Source organism: Paenibacillus glycinis (assembly GCF_009909185.1).
In the GTDB taxonomy this organism is placed as follows: Bacteria; Bacillota; Bacilli; order Paenibacillales; family Paenibacillaceae; genus Paenibacillus_Z; species Paenibacillus_Z glycinis.
The window spans coordinates 88,834-106,305 of record NZ_JAAAMV010000005.1; the positions used below are offsets into that span (position 1 = coordinate 88,834).

The following is a 17,472-nucleotide window of genomic DNA, read 5'->3' on the forward strand; positions in this document are numbered from 1 at the left end:
ACTCTATGATCACGAACCAAAAAACGGGCCGGAACGCCCCTTGTCCTTGCGGAAGCGGCATCAAGTACAAGAAATGCTGCCTGCCCGCGCAAGAAGCCGCCCGGACGAAGCGCCTCGCCGCTCAGTCCCCGGGCGCGATCGCCGCGCACGCCGTGCCGGAATCGCTTACGGAAATGCATGCATCCGTTGATCGCATAGCTTGGACCCAGCCCCAATACGGCGATATCGCCAGAGAGCTCGTCCCTCATCTCGCGCAGCGCTATTCATGGGACGAGATCCATGCGACGATCTTGATCTGGTTCGCCTACTCGCGCGAGCAAGCGCCGGTCGTGCAGAAGCCGGGCATCGTATTCGCCGCGCTGGAGTACAGCCTGTCCATCCTCGCGGGACGCCCTAACGTCACCAAAGCGGAAGTCGCGAAGCGTTACGAAGTATCGGCCGGAAGCGTGTCCAAGCGCATCGGCGAGCTGGCTCCCTACGTGGAGCGCACGCTCGAAGCCATGGCAAGCTAGCATGGGCGGGAATTCATTCCCGCTTCCGCCCCAATCGCCATAGAAGGAGCTGCCCCGGTCATCCGTCATGACCAGCGGGGCAGCTCCTTCTTGCGTTCGGACGGCATGCCGGGAACCCTCCCGTCTCCTGCTATCGCACTCCATCCGCCCGTCTTGCGCCGACATGCCGGATTACAGGAATCCGAGCTTTCTCGCCTCGTTATCCGTCATCCATTCGCGGCTGCGCCCTTTGGAATAGTCCGTCTTCATCTCGCCGACGAGGCGCTCCAGATTCACGGCATGCTCGTAGTGCATCTGAAGCGCGGCGGAAGCGTACAGCTCGCTCAGCTGGGCCAGCGTGAAGCCCTCCGTCGCGCGAGCCGCGCGGGATACGGACTCCTCGTCCACGAGGCGGTTCAGCCCTTTATACGACAGATAAGCCCGGCGCAGCGTCTCGTTGGGCGACTTCACCTCGTAGGCGCGGTCGAACCGGCCGGCGCGATTCATGAGGGCCGGATCGATTTTCTCCGGATAGTTGGTCGTCCCGACGAGGTAGATGCCATCCTTCGACGTCGCGCCGTCCAGCGTGTTCAGGAAGTACGAGCGGCAGGACGCCGGCATGGAGTCGATGTCCTCGATGACGAGCACCATCGGCGCCATTTGCACGGCCGCGGCGAACACTTCCTGGATCGAACCGCTATTCGTATACTCCGTGATCTGCCAATACGCGATCGGGGCGCTGGCGGTGGTGGAGATGGACTTGACGAGCGTCGTTTTGCCGTTGCCCGGCTTGCCGTACAGCAGGATGCCCCGCTTGTACGGGATTCCGTACGTCAGGAAGAACGAACGGTCCTTCGAGAAGAACTCGTCGACCGAACGGTAGATCTGCGTCTTGAGCTCCTCGTCCATGAACACGTCGCTGCGGGTGACGGGCGACGCCGCCCTCTCGCGGCTTTGCTCCAAGCCGTCCTTGGTATCGGTGAAGACGACCACCTTCGGGTCCGCCAGCTGCCGCTCGCGCATCTCCTCCAGAAACCGGATCATGCCCTCGTCGTTCTCGCCGAAGATCAGGTTCTCGCACCCGATGCCGTGCATCGTCAGACGGGGAACCCGGGCCATCGCGACGCGATGCGCCGGATAGACGAACAGGTTGTTGCGAACGGCGGGCCGGATGGCGTAGCCCATGCTCTTGGTATCGGGATCCGTCGTGTATTCGAACACGCTCGTCTCGACGAGGTCGAACAGGCTTGCCGCATGCTCGACCCCCTCGTAGCCGCTGGAGACGTCCGTCTCCAGGCCGTTCCACACTTCATTGCCGTCGTCCTGGTCATAGAGCCGGAACGCCGTCCCGAAGCGGCCGTTCAGAAAATCGACGATCGCCTGCACGACCGCGATGTAGTTGAAGTACCCGGACGTGTCCAGCGCATCGCCGCCGTTCCTGCCGGACCGGGCGATAAACGGCGGCGTCTTCGTAATCGGAATAAGCTGTCTATTCATGTTCGCGTTACACTCCCTTTACGGCCGCGAGCGGCCGGCATTTGGCGACGACGTCGGCCAGCCTGGCGCTGACGACGCTGTCGATGATTTGATCGACGTCTTTGTATGCTTGCGGCGATTCGTCGAGGATGGCTTCCAGTCCCTTGTGGTTGACGACGATCTCGTCCTCCCGGCCGATTCGCAGGGAGGATGCGAACTCATCTACCGTAACCAGCTGCTTGGTCGCGTTGCGCGAACGGAGCCTTCCCGCGCCGTGGCAGATGGAATGGTAGTTCCGCTCGCCTTCCGGCGCGCCTACCATCAAGTAGGACGCCGTCCCCATCGAGCCGGGAATGAGCGCGGGATGCCCCGTCTCGCGGTACGGCTCCGGATTGTCCGGATGCCCGGCCGGCAGCGCCTTCGTCGTGCCCTTGCGGTGCACGAAGAGCGCTTCCTCGCCGCGGCTTTCCTCGCCGGCGTAGTTGTGCATCAGGTCGTACAAGGTCCGCAGCTCGGCTTGCGCGCCGAAGATTTCCTTGCACGCGTCGCGGACGGCGAAGGCCATCAGATGCCGATTCGCCACGGCGAAATTGAGCGCGGATTTCATCAGGTTGGCGTAATTCAAGCCGGCCTCGCTGGCGAGCGGCGCGAACACGAGCTTCGGATCGCTCGTGCCCAGCCCCAGCCGGTGCATCGTCTTGACGACCTCGGAGCCGCTGTACTGGTTGACCGCGCCGCCCCAGGCCCGGGAGCCGGAGTGGATCATGACGGCGACTTGCCCGTCCTGCAGCCCCCAGCTCTCCGCGATCCGGCGGTTCGCCTCGTTCACGCTGATCGCCTGCACCTCGATAAAATGATTGCCGCCGCCCAACGTGCCCAGCTGGCGGTGCGCGCGATGCCAGACCGTCTCCGGGATGCGGTTCAGCGCGTCCTCGTCATAGTGGAAGCGGCTGCTCTCGACATGCGTCAGCGAGGTCGCCTTCCGCGGCGTGTACGCATCCGGCACGTATTTGCCCGGCAGGCCGTGCAGTCCTTCACGCAAGACGTCCTCCAGCCGAATGTCGGAGAAATAGCCGCGCGCGTGATTCTCCACCGGGATCCGCTTCTCGATGGCCTTGACCAGCTTGCGCCGGAGCTTCACGTCCCGCAGGTCGCGCTCGTGCAGGTTCGTCAGATGGACGCGCATGCCGCAGCCGATGTCGCTGCCGACGATGGACGGCGAGACGAAGCCGTCCTCCGCGCCCCAGACCGCGGTCGTGCCGATGCACGTGCCGACGCCGACATGGGCGTCGGGCGTGTAGCTCATATAGCGGATGTTCGGAATTTGCAGGTTATTGTTCGCCATCTCGAGCACCTTGGCTCCCATGGCGTGAAACAGCTTGTCGTGGGCGAAGACGTGCAAATCGCCGGCAGGCAGATCGATTCGCCGATAGTAAGGGTTGTTCGTATTCATCTGTTCGTGTGTTTCCTCTCGTGATTAAAATAAGTGCGGCCGCCTGCTCTAGGGCAGCGCGGATGAAAAAACGCAAAAAGACCGCAAGCGTCATCGCTCACGGTCTTCGCGCAACATGAATGGCAGGGGACATCCCGACGCCCCAGATTCGCATCCGGGCGGGAACGGCTCCTTACTTTCCGATTGCTTGGGCCCGTAGAGGCCGAAGGACAATGAACGGGATATTCGGTTGCGGCAGTGCGACGTCGAGACGTTGTAGCATGGCGGTCATGGCCCTCGGCCTCCTTTCTGGTTATGATGGTGTTAATCATAAGAGCTCAGGCAATGATTGTCAATCACGAAATCAAAAAAAGTAATTGGCGGCATTAATATTTTTTATCGGTAAAGATCGGTTACAGCCTTGGGTCGAAATCCTTCTCTTTGGCGACCTCGAAGAGCAGGTTGGCCGCCGCCTGCCTGTAGGCTTCGTGATCCGGCGCGATCTCGCCCAGCTTGACCTCGAGCATCGCCCGGCCCAGACGGTGCTCGTTCGCGGACGCCCGCAGCTTGGCGGCGATGCTTTTCTGCTTCATCAGCTTGCCGTACTTGTGCGGAAAAGCGTAATCGTAACCGTAAACGATCGAGAGATAGCCGGGGTTGCGCACCTTTAGATACGGCACGGAGCCCGGCAGCTCCCGCTCCGGTTTGACGACGATGCCTTCCATGCCGTTCTCCGCGGTCAGCTTGGCGAAGAACCCTTCCGCCCGTTCGTAAGCATCCGCGGCGTTCGGATCCAGCACCAGGCATTCGTCATCCGATAGGAACCGGTAGATGTCCGATGTGCGGCCTTCCGGAAAACGTTCCTCCCCGCTTGCGAGCACTTCTTTCAGGATCGCGAACGGCTTGTAGTCCAGCTCCGCATCCCCGCCGTACAGCTCCAGCTGCCGGGCGTACACGCGGTAGGCTTCGTCATGCCGCGCCAACGGAACGTACGCTTCCCGAATCTCGCGCAGATACTTGTAGTTCTGGTACAACTGCGTCCCGAATTTGTCGCTCAGCGCCTCTTTCGCCAGATGATGCTGCTCCTTCTCGAAGCCGCTCGCCTCGAACCGGGACATGAGCGCGCCTAGCGCTTCTTCGAACCCGTTGCGCTTCAAGAAATCCAGCTCGGTCTCGAGCGCCTTGGCGATCGGCCGGAACTGCCGCTCGATGAGACCGTCCCCCAGCGCTTTCCACGGCAGCAGCTCGCCGTCCAGCATGAGCACGGCCAAGCCTTCCCTCGCCATGTACGCGCCAAACCGCGCCAGCAGCCGCTCGTAGACGGGCGCCAGGTCGACGGATTGGATCTTGTAGCCGTTCCGGCTGACCGCATAGCACGCTTCCGGATCGGGGTGCAGGTAGACGTTGCAGCGCGAGCCCATGTACTTCGGCTGCAGCACGACTTCGGACGCGCCGCGCTCGGCGAAGTATTGCAGTCCCTTCCGCAGCGACTCCAGCTCCCCGGCAGTCTCGTCCTTGTCCGCCGGCGACATCGTCCCCGAGATGAAATTGACCCGGTTCCGCGAGATGTAACGGAGCCTGCGGACCGCTTCGTCGTCGAGCTCCAGCAGCGACACTTTCTTGACTTCCCGGAACAGAATCGGCAATTCTTCCCGGACCGCCGCCGTCTGCGACTTATGGCTCCTGAAGAACGGCTTCGTCGCGATGCGGACCGAGGTCAGCAGGTTGCCGTGCGCGCTCCCCGTATCGAGATGGAGCTTGTTCTTGATGCGAAATGCCTGCTTGGCCGCGATGTGCCCGAACAGATGGTACGGATGATTGCCGACCGCTTCGCGGCGGAGGAATGCCAGCTGTTCCTCGGCGGCGCTGCCGCGATCCAAGCGGAAGTTGCGCTGATGGCGGATCGAATTCGCGTCCAGCTTGCCGATGTATTTGTTCTGGCAGGGCGCGTGCGTGACGTAGAAGGACGGCCCGTAATCGCCCACGAAGCGATAGAACGGCCGGGCGGATTCCGTCAGCTCCGCGAATTTGGCGAACAGCGCATCATCCTCCGCCAACGCCTGCACGGAATCGAAGTAGCTGCGCAGCAGCTCCGGATCTGCGCCTTGAATATCGCCTAACAGGTACTTGTAGACGAAGTTCTCGTGATTGCCGAGCACGAACAGAAAATGCTCCCGGTTCGCGTGCAGGAACTCCACGATCTCGCGCGTCTGCCCGCCTTTGTCGATCCAGTCGCCGGCCAGGATCACCTTCGTGTCCCGCACTTTGTCCGTCGCGGTGACGATTCCGCCTTCGACGCGGTATCCATAATCGCGCAGCAATCCTTGCAGTTCCTGCACGCACTCGTGCACGTCGCCGACCACGATATAACCCCGGTCCTGCGGCAGCGCCGCGCTCCGGTAGTCCTCCCAATCCTGGACCGCAACCCGGTAGCCGGGATTCGGCCGTCCTGCGGCGGGGTCGTAGAAATCCTTGGCCCGAATCTTATGAATCTGCCCGTAATCCTCGCGGGACAAGACGGGCAGCACGTCTTGGCGCAGCCGGTTCAGATGGTTCGAGATGATCTTCTTCGACCGCTCCGACACGTAGTAATCTTCCCGCTTGCGGTAATCGAACAGAATGACTTCCACGTTGTAGTTGTTCGCCTGCGCGATCTCGCGCGCCTTGGCGCGGAAGTCCTCCGCCAGCCCGGTCGTGTCCACGACGACGAATTCGGCGTTGATCGGGAACGACGTCACGAGTTTCAATCGCTCGAACAACAGCTGGAACGTAAGCGAGCTCGCCTCCAGCATGACCTGGGCGTACTTGTCGTAATCATGGCCCAGCAGCTCCTGGCGCATCGCGTCGGAGGACAAATACTGCACGTTCGCGCGCAGCCCGCGGGAACCATCCTCCAGCTTCAGCTTCAGCTGCGGCATCAGCACTTCCTTGGCAAACGTCGTTTTGCCGCATTCCGTCGCTCCGACGAGCAGGAAAATCGTATGCAGCCGCGTTTGAATTTCCATCTACTTCCCCTCCTCTCTCCGGACGATGACGCCCTGCGTCGTATGAATGCCGTCCACGCGGTCGCCGATCGCGACGAATTCGCAGCTCACGGCGGCTTCCCGCAGCGTCTCCGCGAACCATGCCCGGAACGCGGACTCGCCCATCTCCCACTTATGATCGTCGTGGCGGAACTCCTCCAGCTCGTAGAACCGGTTGAAATCGGCGTTCGGCGTCGTCACGATCAGCCGGTCGAAGTCCACCGCTTCGCATAGCTGCCGGATGAGCGCCGCAGCTTCCTGCTCCGGCATATGCTCGATGACTTCCGTCACTATCACGTCCACGCGCTCGCCGTTGTACGTCTCCAGAAACCGATCGGTCGAGGAGAACGTCGCGATGTTGCCGACCTCCCGCGCCGCGGCTTTGCGCTTCACCGTTTCGAGCAGCTCTTCGTTCAAGTCGACCGCGTAATAGCTGCTCTCGATCTTGTTTGCAAACGGAAGCGCATAGAACCCTTCGCCGCAGCCGACGTCCAGGATGGACTTGTCGAAGGAAAGCGCGCCCGCGATGAAATTGCGCCGCTGCATGGCGGTCCCGCCGTATTCCAGCGCGATGGCGTATCTGTCCGTCCGCTCGATCTCCGCCTTGTACTTCTTGAAGCGCTCGCGCGTGGACAGGAAGTTCCTCGCGAACAGGCTGCGGATGTAGAAGGGCGCGTCGATGACGTTCAGGCTGCGGACGTATTTATCCAGAATCGCGTCGGAGACGTCGATATACTCGTCGCCGAGCAGCGACAGGAACAGGCACAGCACGCTGACGACATGCAGCAGGTGATAGAGGCTTTTGCGCGTGGCCACGGTCAGCGTGTAGCTTTTGTGCGCCCGATGCTCCAGCTTGAACGCGCATTCCTTCATATGCTTCTCGAAAAACTCGATGTACCGCACCCGGTCCACGTGGACGAGGCTGATGAAGAAGGCGTGCTCGTAGCCTTCCGCGTCCCGTTCGTCCCGCGCCTTGAACGGCGCGGAGAAAAACTCGTTGATCGCGTTCAGCGGAAACAGCGGCGTGTTGTAGCGCGAGACGTTGAGGTACTCGAAGCTCTCATTCTCGTGCTGCTTATAGGAAATGTCGTTGCTCGCGTCCTTGAAATAGACGTTGAACGCCGTCGCCGTCTCGTCCGAATACCAGCCGTACGCCATGCCTTTGCGGACCGGGCGCAGCTGCATGCCGGTGCCGGGGTTCTTCTTGATCAGAAACGTGAATTGCGGGTTGGCGGAGCTTACTTGCACGATGGCCAATGGAATCTTCCTTTCTTCTAGGAGACTGCGTCAGATCCGACGCCGACCGCAGTCTCTTTCTCTACCGGTCTTACGCCTGCAGCCCGTGCTTCTGAAGAAGCGCCGTGATCCCGGCTTTCAGCTCGCCGTCCGGCTCGGCCGCAAGGAGCGTTCGCAGCGCTGCGGGCATATCGGCGTCCCATGCCGCCAGCGGCCACGCCTCCAGCGCCTTCAGCGCCAGGCTGCGGTTGCGGACGACCGGACTTTGCAGCGCGGCCGCGATCAGCCTCCCGCCGATGCCGGCGTACGCGTCCAGCTCCTGGACGACGCTGTCCAGGGCGCCGTGCGCGGCGAATGCCGGCCCGAACCCCATTTCGTCGGCCGGCCCGGAAGCGATCTCCGCGAGCGGGAGCGTCCGCTCCGCATGCGCGACGACCGCTTCCACGCGCGCGCGATCATCCGTGCGCATCAGCTCGTAGTACAGGGACTGATCCGCGGAGGAACGCTGCAATTGGCGAAACAGCTCCGGCCAAATGTCGAGGCCGAGGGTGCGGGCCGCGCGAATGGCGGTGTACTGCTCGGCGCGGCTGCCGGCAGTCAGGGCCGCCCAAACTTTGTCCGGCCAATCCGCCCGAAGGACGATGGCCGCGCACGCATCCCGGAGGCGCAGGCGTTCGGCCTCCGTCCATGCCCCCGCGGCATGGCGAACCGCCCAGCGGTCGTCCTCGTCGCGCAGAAAATCGTGAATCGCGATGAGATCCGACAGGTGCATGACATTGGCGCATCTCTCCTGCGAATGCCGCAGGTAGTGCCCGATGACCTCCGGCGCATGCGCGTAATCGTCGATGTCTTCGGCGGGCCCGCCCGAGATCAGCGCGGCGAGAATGTCGCCCGCCCCTTCGTAGAGCTCCGCATCGACGGCATCGGCCGCCAGGGCGAGATGAAGCTCGCCGTTCACCGCGCAAGCGTAGGCCAGATACTCGTTCATGACGCTGTTCCGGCAGCCCTGCCGGAGCAGCCAGTCCTTGATCTCGGGCGTCGCCGGCTCGAGGCGCTCCACGAGCTGGATTTTGCCCCAGCCGTGCACGTTCTGCGCCAGCTCGAACAGCTCCCGATTGACGTTCGCCAGGCTGTTCTGGATCGCGACCGACGCGTACAGCGTGAATTCCTCGTGCTTGCCCAGCGCCACGACCAAGTCCCGATGGAGCTCGGTCTCGAAACGGCCGAGCAGCGCGATGCCGAATTTCACGACGTTGCGGTGAGCCGCGTTCTCCGTCAGCCACGTCGCCTCCCGGTACAGCTGATGCGGCTGCACGCCGGGGAAGCCGCCGAGCGCATCAAGCAGCGGATCGATCACGCCCAGGGCGTCCTTCTGCATAAGCAGGAGATAGGCGGCGCGCCGCGTTCGCGGTCCCGGCTTCCGGCTGAGCTTGGCGAGCGCCTGCGCGATCGCCTTCACCTTCCGGTTCGCGTCCTCGTCGCGGCCGCCGTGGTGTCCGAACGCGCCGTCCAGTCCGCCGGCCACCCAGCGGAGCCGATGGCCGTCCCAGAATTCCTCGTCGTCCGGCAGCTTGTCGTCCTCGATCCGGCCATGCCGTTCGAGCTGCGCCTTGACGGCCGCATAGATCGATTGCCTGCCCGCCCAAGGGTAAAGCTCTTCTTTCTTGAACCATGTAATCATGAATCATCACCTAGTATCGTATAGAATCGTAATCGTATGGGGCGGCCGGCTTGCGGAGGCTAGAGCCACGCTTCGCGGAGCGCCTCCCTGAACATGGCGTCCAGCCGGTCGTCCAGCTTGCCGCCCGCCGCCGGCTGCGCGGCCGAGGCAGCCTCAAGCGCCGACAGCCGCTCTTCCAGAAACGCGTTGATCGTCTTCAGCTGCGGCTCGTAGTCGAGCTCGTCGCCCGCTTTCTTCCTGGCCAGCAGCTCCTGGATCACCCGCCAAAGCTCGGTATCCCGCGGGATCAACGCCTCCGCGAGAACGTCGAATTCCATCGGCGGCATGACGCCGTGCCGCTGGATCCACTCGCAGGCGAGCACGGGGCGCAGCACGTAGAAATATTTTTTGATCCGGACCCGCTCGCCCTGCAGGTACATCCGGAAATTGCCGCGGGCCATGCTGAGGTAGTGGTACATGCATGACTTCGGCGAGAAGGCGAGCGGCGATATCGCGCGAAGCTCCTGCGCCGTCCCGCCGCTCTCCGCGTACCGGATCGGCGATTGCAGCCACTCCAGCAGCGGCGGGTTGGACTTGCGGTACAGGTTCAACGTCTTGCGCAGATCCCAGCCGCAGATATCCAGCTTGTCGCTGATCGGACGCTCGATGACGTCCCGTCTGTCATGGATGGACAAGTACCAGTCCGCGGGACGGATATAAACAAAGCGAACATCGTAATCGCTATCCTGCGAGGGGAATCCCCATGCCCGGCTGCCCGACTCGCAGGCGTACAGGATGCGGATTTCTTCCTCCCGCTCCAGGCGGTTCAATTGTTCCGTAATGACTTCTCGCGTGACGCTCATATTCGGTTCACCCCTATGCGAAGCAGCAAGCATCAGCGCTCGCTGCCGTATGGAATCGTTAAACGCTGCCAGCCGCGAATGTCCCCTTCCCCACCCTCGCCCATCGCCCGCAAATCAGCACGCGGTCGTCACATTAAGCGGTACGCATTACTTCCATGCTCAGGCGCATTCTTGTCACATTACTGGGCTCATTCGTCATGGGTATAGACTTGGCCCCGCGTCTATTTCAAGGTCCAACTTGCCCAGCTGGTAGGTTGTGCTCGCCTTTAACGGTGATGGGCTACCTTCGTTCGCGGCCTAGTTTCCGATCAAGTCCGTCGCCCAGTTCATCGCTTGTATGCGAAAGTCGAACTCGCGGTACGCTTTGGACAGCGCGTCTACCTGGGCTTGCAGCGCGACGACGTCGATCGTCCGCTGATATTTCACTTCCGAACGGCTGTAACGGTCCTGCTTGATGGTGGCCTCCTCGAGCAGGTCGCTCAAGATCCGGCGATGCTGCATCATCCGGTCCCGCTCCGCGAGCGCGTCCGAGATGTTCAGCGCGCCGTCGAAGGTCGTCAGGGCATTCGTTTTGTTGATTTTGCGAATCCATTCCGTCTGCTCGCCCAGCGTCCGCTCCAGCTCGGCGATGAGCGCTTGCGGCTCCTCCGCCGGCGTTTCGCCTTCCTGAACCTTCACGATCCGTTCGAGCCGCTGCTTCAGCTGCGCGATTTTCTTTTGGCTGTCCGCCCGGAGCACGAGCGCTTCTGCCAGCTTCATCCTGCATCTCTCCTCTCGATTTTCGCGTCTCCCGCTTCATGTATCGTGTTTCCATCTTCGTTCATCGGGGGCCGATTGAACATGGCGGAAGTATGACGACGCGCCGAATTGGATTCAAAAGGGCCGTGCTTCAGCGACTCGCATCGGCCTCCCGCTTATTATTCGGCTTCCACATCGATCGCTTCGATGCGCTGCACCATGGAATCATAGCCCTTCGCCGACTGGGCGATGTAGCCGAGTACCGTATCGCTCCAACCATAGATATAGAACGTATTGCGGTCGCTTGGCGGAACCATGGCGTGGCGGTAAGGCGCGATGTCGATGATGAACGCCTTGACGTCCGGGTTCACCTTGCCGCGGTACGCCAGCAGCGCGCGGTAGAACGGACTGCCCGCATTCTGCTGTTCGTCCGTGATGATGACGATCTGATCGACCTTGCGCCGCTCGGCCAACAGCTTGCGGACCGGCGCTCCGGTATCCGTGCCGCCCCGCGCATGAATGCGCCCGGCCTGCGTCAGAATGCTGTCGCGCCGGGACGGCTTGGCGTCCTCGACTTCGGTATCGAACAGCCAGAAGAGCGAGCTGCCCCGCGTCTTCTTGTACAGCGCCAGCGCGAACACGGCGCCGATTTGCAAATACTCGCCGTTCATCGAGCCCGAGATGTCGAGGAAGATCGCCGTTTGGTCCTCGAGATCCGGCAAATTCGCGAACGTGAGCTCCGCCGCATCCCGCAGCGCGTCCTGCAAGACGGGGTTCTGCACTTGGCGGAAGGCCATCGCGAACCGGAACGGGAGAATCTTAGACTTGGCGAGCGCCTGCGGGTCGGTTAGACGCGCGGCCGCCTTCTCCAGGTTGTGCCGGTCATCCAGCACGCCGGCGCGCTCCAGCGCATTCAGGTTGCGAAGCAGCGCAAACGTCGGCATCTGCTCCATGAGCACCTCCCAGATCGCCTTCGTCGGCTTTATCGCCCCCGTCACGACCTCGTGCGGCAGCTTGCCGGACGCGATCCAATGGAGCCGTTCGTCCTCCGTCGCCGCCTGCTTCAATTGCTCCAGCGCATTCACCTGCGGCAGCAGAGCGAGGTTCGCGTCTTGGCCGCGCAAATAGCGGAACAGCGCTTGCTGCTTCAGGTCCGCCGGCTTCGGATGCGCCGTCGCGATCGCGTCGCCAAGGCTGTAGCCGCGTCCGCGGCCGTTGTATTTGACGGCCCAGTATTCGGAGACGTTTGCCAGAAAGCGGTTGACCTGGCGCTTCACGGCGCGGCCGCCTTCTCCGCGTCCCATGCCGCTCAGGATCATCAGAAAATCGGCCAAGTCGGACGGAATCCGCACCACTTGCAGAAAAACCTTCGCGAACAGGTCCGGGCGATAAGCCGACAGCACCGCCAAACCGAACAACGGCTGAAGCCGCATGTAACCTTCATTGCGAGCGAAGACGAGCGCCTTGGCCATAAACTGCGGATTGCGCTGCGCCATGTCGCGGTGCTGCTCCTCCGCTTCCTTCAGCAGCGCCTGACTGTCCGCGTAGAAGGTATTGCCGAATGTATTGGTGACCAGCGTCTGCACGTACTGCTCCTCCGCGGAGCGCGCGTAAGCCGGGTAGCCTTCCCGGTTGCTGGCGTTAGGCATTAATGCCGCGAACATTTTACGGGCGAAACTCATAACATTAACCTCCTTCATGGTACCGGCGAAGAAGAGGCGGGGAAGGCCGACTGCAGGATTCGAACCTGCCGTAAAGCCCAGGGGGTGAAGCAAGGGTGCGCATAAGTTGCGAAGGAACCCTCCCCGGCGCCTCGCCGGTCGTATCGTTTTTCGGTCAAGCAGTGGAGCGAGGAAAGGGATGCGGAAGGCTTGCGACAGGGGCGATGAACGCCCCCTGCCGCCCTGTACTTTTGGAAGAAGTAGCCCTCCGCCGCGCCTCGCTCCGCGACGCCTTGAGGTTGATGCCGCACGATGAGGAAAGGGGCGGAAAGGTACGGAATTGCTCTACCATCTGAGCTACCCCGGCGTGCCGGGGGCCGGATTCGAACCGGCGACAAATTCGATTAGCAGTCGAAGTAACCCTTCCTGCGCCTCATCGTCCGCCCTGCCCGGCAAGGCGTCCGCTTGATGAACCTATCTTCGCTTATCTCCGGCTCCCCGAACATGGCGAAAGTATGACGACGGCGATAAAAAGAGAGAAAAACTCAAAAAAAGCAGCTGGGCATGACGCGGCTTTTTTGCGGCCGCGGTTCGGAATTGCGGGGAAGGCCGTCCGCGGCTCCTCGAGATGATGCGCGATTAGAAACCGCGGCGCTGACGGCAGCAGTGCATAAGGAAAGCGCTAAGCGAAGATGGAACCTGTTCTCGGTATCCATCCTTTTGGAGCTCACCCATGACGAGACGGAGAGCACCTCGGTGTCCGATGCCGCATTCGTGCGATTTGAGTAAAGTACCTCTGCGCGGCACCTTCATCAAGAAAAAAGCTGCGATTATGCAGTATTTCTGCGCGTATCAGCCCGCTGACGCGAGATTGCTGCAAATCTGCAGGAAACTCAGCCAATCTCAGCCTGATGCTTAATAAACAGCATGAATTGCTGTATTTTCGCAGCAATTTTACGTCTTTTGCCTAACGCATGCCCAAAAAGATGCACATTTGCAGGATTACGCAGCGGCAACAGTCGGATCTGGATGCAGGTTGTTCATTTCTGCAGACCCGGCCGACATGCAGGGCAGCCCATGCATGTAGACCTGATCTATTCGGTTCCGCCCCACATGCAGGCAAGCCCATCCATCCATGCAGACGCTGGCTGACATGTAGGGCATCCGCGGATTTCCTAGGACGCAAAAAACAAGCCGGCCCGACGCGATCGTCGGAACCGGCTTTCTCGGTCAAGTATGACGTGGACGGGATTCGAACCCGCGCATCCAGGCGTGAAAGGCCTGTGTGTTCAACCGATTTCACCACCACGTCGCAGTGGTCGGAACGGCAGGATTCGAACCTGCGGCCTCTTGCTTCCAAGGCAAGCGCTCTAAGCCAAGCTGAGCTACGTCCCGATGGCGGATAGGAGCGGGGGCGACCCGCCGATCTGTCGGCCGCCCTAAGCAGCGGCCTATTTGATAACGCCCATCCGTAATAAAAGCATATGACGTGGACGGGACTCGAACCCGCGCATCCAGGCGTGAAAGGCCTGTGTGTTCAACCAATTTCACCACCACGCCAAGGTAATAAGGGAGACCAACCGGACTCGAACCGGTACTTGCGGATTCACAGTCCGCCGCGTTCGCCTTTTCGCCATGCTCTCCATAGTTGCTTGCTTCCCCGCCTCCGCTCCACGGCGAAGGCGGGCTTTCGCAAGCGCAGGTTTTGCGCTTGCATGACTTTCGGTGCGGAGCGCAAGCGCCGGCAATTCGAATGAGAGCGACTTTGGTGGAACACCACGGGAGCGCTCACCCGAATCTGCCGGAGCTGCAGCGGCGGCTCCGAAGGCGGGCTTCTGCAAAGCGAACGCTTTGCGCTTGCATAACTTTCGGTGCGAAGCGGAAGCGCCGGCAGTTCGAAGGGCGACTTTGGCGGAACGCCGCGGGAGCGCTCACCCGAATCTGACGGAGCTGCAGCGGCGGCGCCAATCGAACTCAAGCGCACCTTTAAACCGGTTATGTACTTCGATGGGGCCGTTTTCGGTAAGAAAAAAGACCCCCGCTGCCCTCCGGCCTCTTCCTACGGCGAATTCAGCCATAGAAAAAGACCGCTTGGCAGCAAGCAGTCTTTACGTCAACGCGTATGCGGGTTTCCTTGCGCGGTTGTCAGTCCGTGGAACACGGCCCGACGGGCGACAGGGATGCGGCGTCTGCGTTCGTAAAGAATGCGGTTATGATATAGGCGGCAGAAGCGATGTTCTTCCAGCCACGCACGATGGATCGGGCGTTCATGTATCTCCGGTTTCTCGCTCATGCCGATGGGAAGTAAGTTGAACATGCGTCTGCACCTCGTTTCACATTGGGATTTGGAATGCTTCTTGCGACTCTGCTGTTTCATATAAAGCCGTGGAGGAAAAGGGCGGAAAGGTACGGTGCCTTGCGGCAGGGTACTTGCTCGAAACCCGGTTACTTTAATCGAATAGGAGTAACCCTTCCAAGCGCCTCCACGAACTCCCGAATCCGCTGCCGCTCGGCCTCGTCTTCGTAACCTGATTTTCACCGATCCCGCCGTTCGCGAACAGGGCGAAAGTATGGCAAACCTTAAAAATTTTCTCGTTTTCTTCTCCCGCCTTGGCTTGTTACAATGGAGATCATACCGCTATTTCGGAACAAAGTTGGGGGAACGCAGGTGGCACGGGAAAGCTTCGACAAGGAAATCCAATTTCTTCGCCTGCTGGCGCTGGCCGGCGGCGCGTACAGCAGGCAGCAATTCGCCGACCGGCTGGGCATCTCCGTACATACCTACGACAAAACGCTGCGCAACCTCAAAGACATGCTCGGGGTGCTGCAGCAGGGACTGCCGCCCGAACAAGGTACCGAGCTGTCCGAAGGACTCCGCTACAACTATTACGAATCCGCCGACCCGCTGCTGCTTTTCTTGTTCCGGGCCAAATCGCTCAAGGAAACGGAGAGCATCCGGCTGACGCTGCTGCTGACCGCGCTGCAGACGCAGTCGTTGACCGCCAAGGAGCTGCAGGACATCTGCAGCGCGCAAATGCCGGCGGACGCTCCGCTGCCCGACGAGAAGACCGTCCGGGGGGACCTCAAGTACTTGGAAGAGGTCGGGGTCATCCTTCGCCTGCAAGGCGGCCGCCCGTACAAGTACAGGGCGGCGAACGACCTGATCGACCGGCTGGGCGACGAGGAGCTGATGGATCTCTTCGACTACGTCGACGTCATCGCCAATACGCAGGTCCCCTCCGTCCAAGGCTACCTGCTGCGCGACACGCTGAAGAAAGCCTTGCGCAGGCGAGGCTTCGATCCCGACGCCGCGGAGACCCGGCGCTACAAATACCATTACCACTCCCGCATTCTGGACGAAGCGCATCTGTACCCGATATTCCGGGCGATCCGCCAGCGGAAGAAGCTGAATTTCCTCTACCTGTCGCCGAAGCGTGGGAAAAATTACGCGTCGCAGAACACGAACCCGCTCTTCGAACGGGAATCGAACGGCATCTCCGAGACGGTGCTTCCGCTGCGGGTCGTGTACGACCATCAATACGGACGCTGGTACCTGATCGGTTATCAAGCCCGGCAAGGCATCATGAAGTTTCGGATGGAAGGGTTGACGGGCATCGAGGAAGGCGAGCCGGTGTCCGAGGAGGAATTCGCGCTGCGGCTCGGCATCGTGCAGGAGCAGATGAAATACAGCTGGGTCACGGATACGATCCGCCCCCTGAAGGTCGTGGCGCGCTTCTTCAACCCGGAGGGAGCCGGGGCGAATTTCGTCCGGGAACGGGTCGAGCTGCAGGGACAGTGGGGGACGATCGCGGAGGAAACGGACGCGACGTTCCGGTACGAGATCCTGGTGAACGGGATCTACGAGATCAAGCCGTGGCTGCGAAGCTTCGGCTCCAGCTGCGAGGTGCTCGAGCCCGCCTGGCTGCGGAAGGAATTTATCGCGGAGTGGAAGGAGCTGCAGCGCTACTATGAGCCTGTTCGAGAAAATATTTAACTACCAAATCATCTCGCGCCTGGACGAATCGGGCTCCTTCGCGCTGACTTCCCAGGAGCGGACGTGGCTGAAAACGATGCTCGCGCACGACGCTTCCGCGGATGCCTTCACCGAGGAAACCCTGCTCAAGCTGCGGGAATTGCTCGCGGACGAAGCCGCAACCGACATACGCGACGTCATCGTGGAGAAAGCCAAAAGCCAAGAGCGCCAGGTATACCACCCGCTGCTGCGCCCGATCCGGCGGATCATCCTGCAGAACGGCGGCATCCGCCTGACGTTCAAGGTCAAGCACGGCGGCGTGAAAGCGAACCAAACCGGATTCCCCGTCAAAATGGAGTACAACATGGTCAAGCGGGAGTGGTACCTGCTCTGGTGCAGCACCCGCTCCCGCTCGCTCATGTCGACCAAGCTCAAAAACATCGTCTCCATCGAGGCCATGGACCTGCCGGACGGGAAAGCCGAATCCATGAAGGCGCGCGTCGCCCTGCTGCTCGACCAGCGCAAGGAGCATGCCGTCATCCAGGTCATGCCGACGTTCAATGCCGAGTTGTCGCGGATTCTGTACGCCTTCTCCTGCTTCGACAAATCCGTCGACTACGACGAGGACGCCGCCCTGTACCAGATCCGCGTCGCCTACCTCGCCGACGAGAGCGAATTCCTGCTCTCGAAGATCCGGTTCCTCGGCCTGCGCGTCAAGGTCGTCGACGGGGATAACCTGAAGCGCCGCATGGCGGAGACGGCCGCCAAGGCGCTCGGGCGTTACGGGCTTGGCGTCACAGAATCCGATGCGCCGCCGGCCGTCTCGGGTTAGCTCCAGAGACAGGAGGGTTCCAACCGCACAAGAACCGGCATGGCGGACTCCTAGTTCGGTGATTGGCCGTAAGCAGATACCGATAAA

General features: G+C 61.3%; 11 protein-coding genes and 5 tRNA genes. 3 read left to right on the forward strand and 13 right to left on the reverse strand.

What is annotated here, in order from left to right:
* The first annotated feature begins 5 nt into the window (after positions 1 to 5).
* A complete protein-coding gene (locus tag GT019_RS10200) occupies positions 6 to 512 on the forward strand; it encodes an SEC-C domain-containing protein (RefSeq protein WP_161743048.1) in 507 nt (168 codons plus the stop codon).
* Positions 513 to 683: 171 nt separating this feature from the next.
* Here the strand turns inward: GT019_RS10200 and GT019_RS10205 are convergent, their stop codons facing one another.
* The 13 genes from GT019_RS10205 to GT019_RS10265 all read right to left on the reverse strand — a co-directional run bounded on the left by GT019_RS10205 (position 684) and on the right by GT019_RS10265 (position 14,224).
* A complete protein-coding gene (locus GT019_RS10205; protein WP_161743049.1) occupies positions 684 to 1,988 on the reverse strand; it encodes an AAA family ATPase in 1,305 nt (434 codons plus the stop codon).
* 7 nt (positions 1,989 to 1,995) lie between these two features.
* Positions 1,996 to 3,420, reverse strand: coding sequence for an RtcB family protein (locus tag GT019_RS10210; protein ID WP_161743050.1), 1,425 nt, complete (start codon positions 3,418 to 3,420; stop codon positions 1,996 to 1,998).
* 392 nt (positions 3,421 to 3,812) lie between these two features.
* Complete coding sequence (locus tag GT019_RS10215; protein WP_161743051.1) at positions 3,813 to 6,404, reverse strand: metallophosphoesterase; 2,592 nt, start codon at positions 6,402 to 6,404, stop codon at positions 3,813 to 3,815.
* Complete coding sequence (locus GT019_RS10220) at positions 6,405 to 7,679, reverse strand: class I SAM-dependent methyltransferase (protein ID WP_161743052.1); 1,275 nt, start codon at positions 7,677 to 7,679, stop codon at positions 6,405 to 6,407.
* Between the two features lie 70 nt (positions 7,680 to 7,749).
* On the reverse strand, positions 7,750 to 9,339 hold the full coding sequence (locus tag GT019_RS10225) for a limonene hydroxylase (RefSeq protein WP_161743053.1): 1,590 nt from the start codon (positions 9,337 to 9,339) through the stop codon (positions 7,750 to 7,752).
* A 59-nt stretch (positions 9,340 to 9,398) separates the two neighbouring features.
* A complete protein-coding gene (locus GT019_RS10230; RefSeq protein ID WP_161743054.1) occupies positions 9,399 to 10,181 on the reverse strand; it encodes a nucleotidyltransferase domain-containing protein in 783 nt (260 codons plus the stop codon).
* Between the two features lie 297 nt (positions 10,182 to 10,478).
* Positions 10,479 to 10,940: a DIP1984 family protein gene (locus tag GT019_RS10235; RefSeq protein WP_161743055.1), complete on the reverse strand. Its 462-nt coding sequence runs from the start codon at positions 10,938 to 10,940 to the stop codon at positions 10,479 to 10,481.
* A gap of 158 nt (positions 10,941 to 11,098) precedes the next feature.
* On the reverse strand, positions 11,099 to 12,601 hold the full coding sequence (locus GT019_RS10240) for a TROVE domain-containing protein (RefSeq protein ID WP_161743056.1): 1,503 nt from the start codon (positions 12,599 to 12,601) through the stop codon (positions 11,099 to 11,101).
* Between the two features lie 347 nt (positions 12,602 to 12,948).
* A tRNA-Ser gene (locus GT019_RS10245) sits at positions 12,949 to 13,034 on the reverse strand.
* Between the two features lie 783 nt (positions 13,035 to 13,817).
* Positions 13,818 to 13,892, reverse strand: a tRNA-Glu gene (locus GT019_RS10250).
* A gap of 4 nt (positions 13,893 to 13,896) precedes the next feature.
* Positions 13,897 to 13,975, reverse strand: a tRNA-Pro gene (locus tag GT019_RS10255).
* Between the two features lie 90 nt (positions 13,976 to 14,065).
* A tRNA-Glu gene (locus GT019_RS10260) sits at positions 14,066 to 14,140 on the reverse strand.
* A gap of 10 nt (positions 14,141 to 14,150) precedes the next feature.
* Positions 14,151 to 14,224 (reverse strand) — tRNA-His (locus GT019_RS10265).
* Between the two features lie 1,024 nt (positions 14,225 to 15,248).
* On the opposite strand from GT019_RS10265, the gene GT019_RS10270 reads away from it, so the two are divergent.
* Both GT019_RS10270 and GT019_RS10275 read left to right on the forward strand, forming a co-directional pair.
* Complete coding sequence (locus GT019_RS10270) at positions 15,249 to 16,574, forward strand: helix-turn-helix transcriptional regulator (protein ID WP_161743057.1); 1,326 nt, start codon at positions 15,249 to 15,251, stop codon at positions 16,572 to 16,574.
* Positions 16,549 to 17,385, forward strand: a complete 837-nt coding sequence (locus tag GT019_RS10275) for a WYL domain-containing protein (RefSeq protein WP_161743058.1) — start codon at positions 16,549 to 16,551, stop codon at positions 17,383 to 17,385. The genes GT019_RS10270 and GT019_RS10275 overlap by 26 nt, the downstream gene beginning before the upstream one ends.
* The last annotated feature ends 87 nt before the right edge of the window (positions 17,386 to 17,472 follow it).

Excerpts from the sequence above, each read along its gene's own strand:
- GT019_RS10240 (WP_161743056.1), bottom strand. The coding sequence starts at position 12,601 with ATGAGTTTCGCCCGTAAAATGTTCGCGGCATTAATGCCTAACGCCAGC.
- GT019_RS10230 (WP_161743054.1), bottom strand. The coding sequence starts at position 10,181 with ATGAGCGTCACGCGAGAAGTCATTACGGAACAATTGAACCGCCTGGAG.
- GT019_RS10215 (WP_161743051.1), bottom strand. The coding sequence starts at position 6,404 with ATGGAAATTCAAACGCGGCTGCATACGATTTTCCTGCTCGTCGGAGCG.
- GT019_RS10210 (WP_161743050.1), bottom strand. The coding sequence starts at position 3,420 with ATGAATACGAACAACCCTTACTATCGGCGAATCGATCTGCCTGCCGGC.
- GT019_RS10200 (WP_161743048.1), top strand. The coding sequence starts at position 6 with ATGATCACGAACCAAAAAACGGGCCGGAACGCCCCTTGTCCTTGCGGA.
- GT019_RS10205 (WP_161743049.1), bottom strand. The coding sequence starts at position 1,988 with ATGAATAGACAGCTTATTCCGATTACGAAGACGCCGCCGTTTATCGCC.
- GT019_RS10225 (WP_161743053.1), bottom strand. The coding sequence starts at position 9,339 with ATGATTACATGGTTCAAGAAAGAAGAGCTTTACCCTTGGGCGGGCAGG.
- GT019_RS10275 (WP_161743058.1), top strand. The coding sequence starts at position 16,549 with ATGAGCCTGTTCGAGAAAATATTTAACTACCAAATCATCTCGCGCCTG.
- GT019_RS10235 (WP_161743055.1), bottom strand. The coding sequence starts at position 10,940 with ATGAAGCTGGCAGAAGCGCTCGTGCTCCGGGCGGACAGCCAAAAGAAA.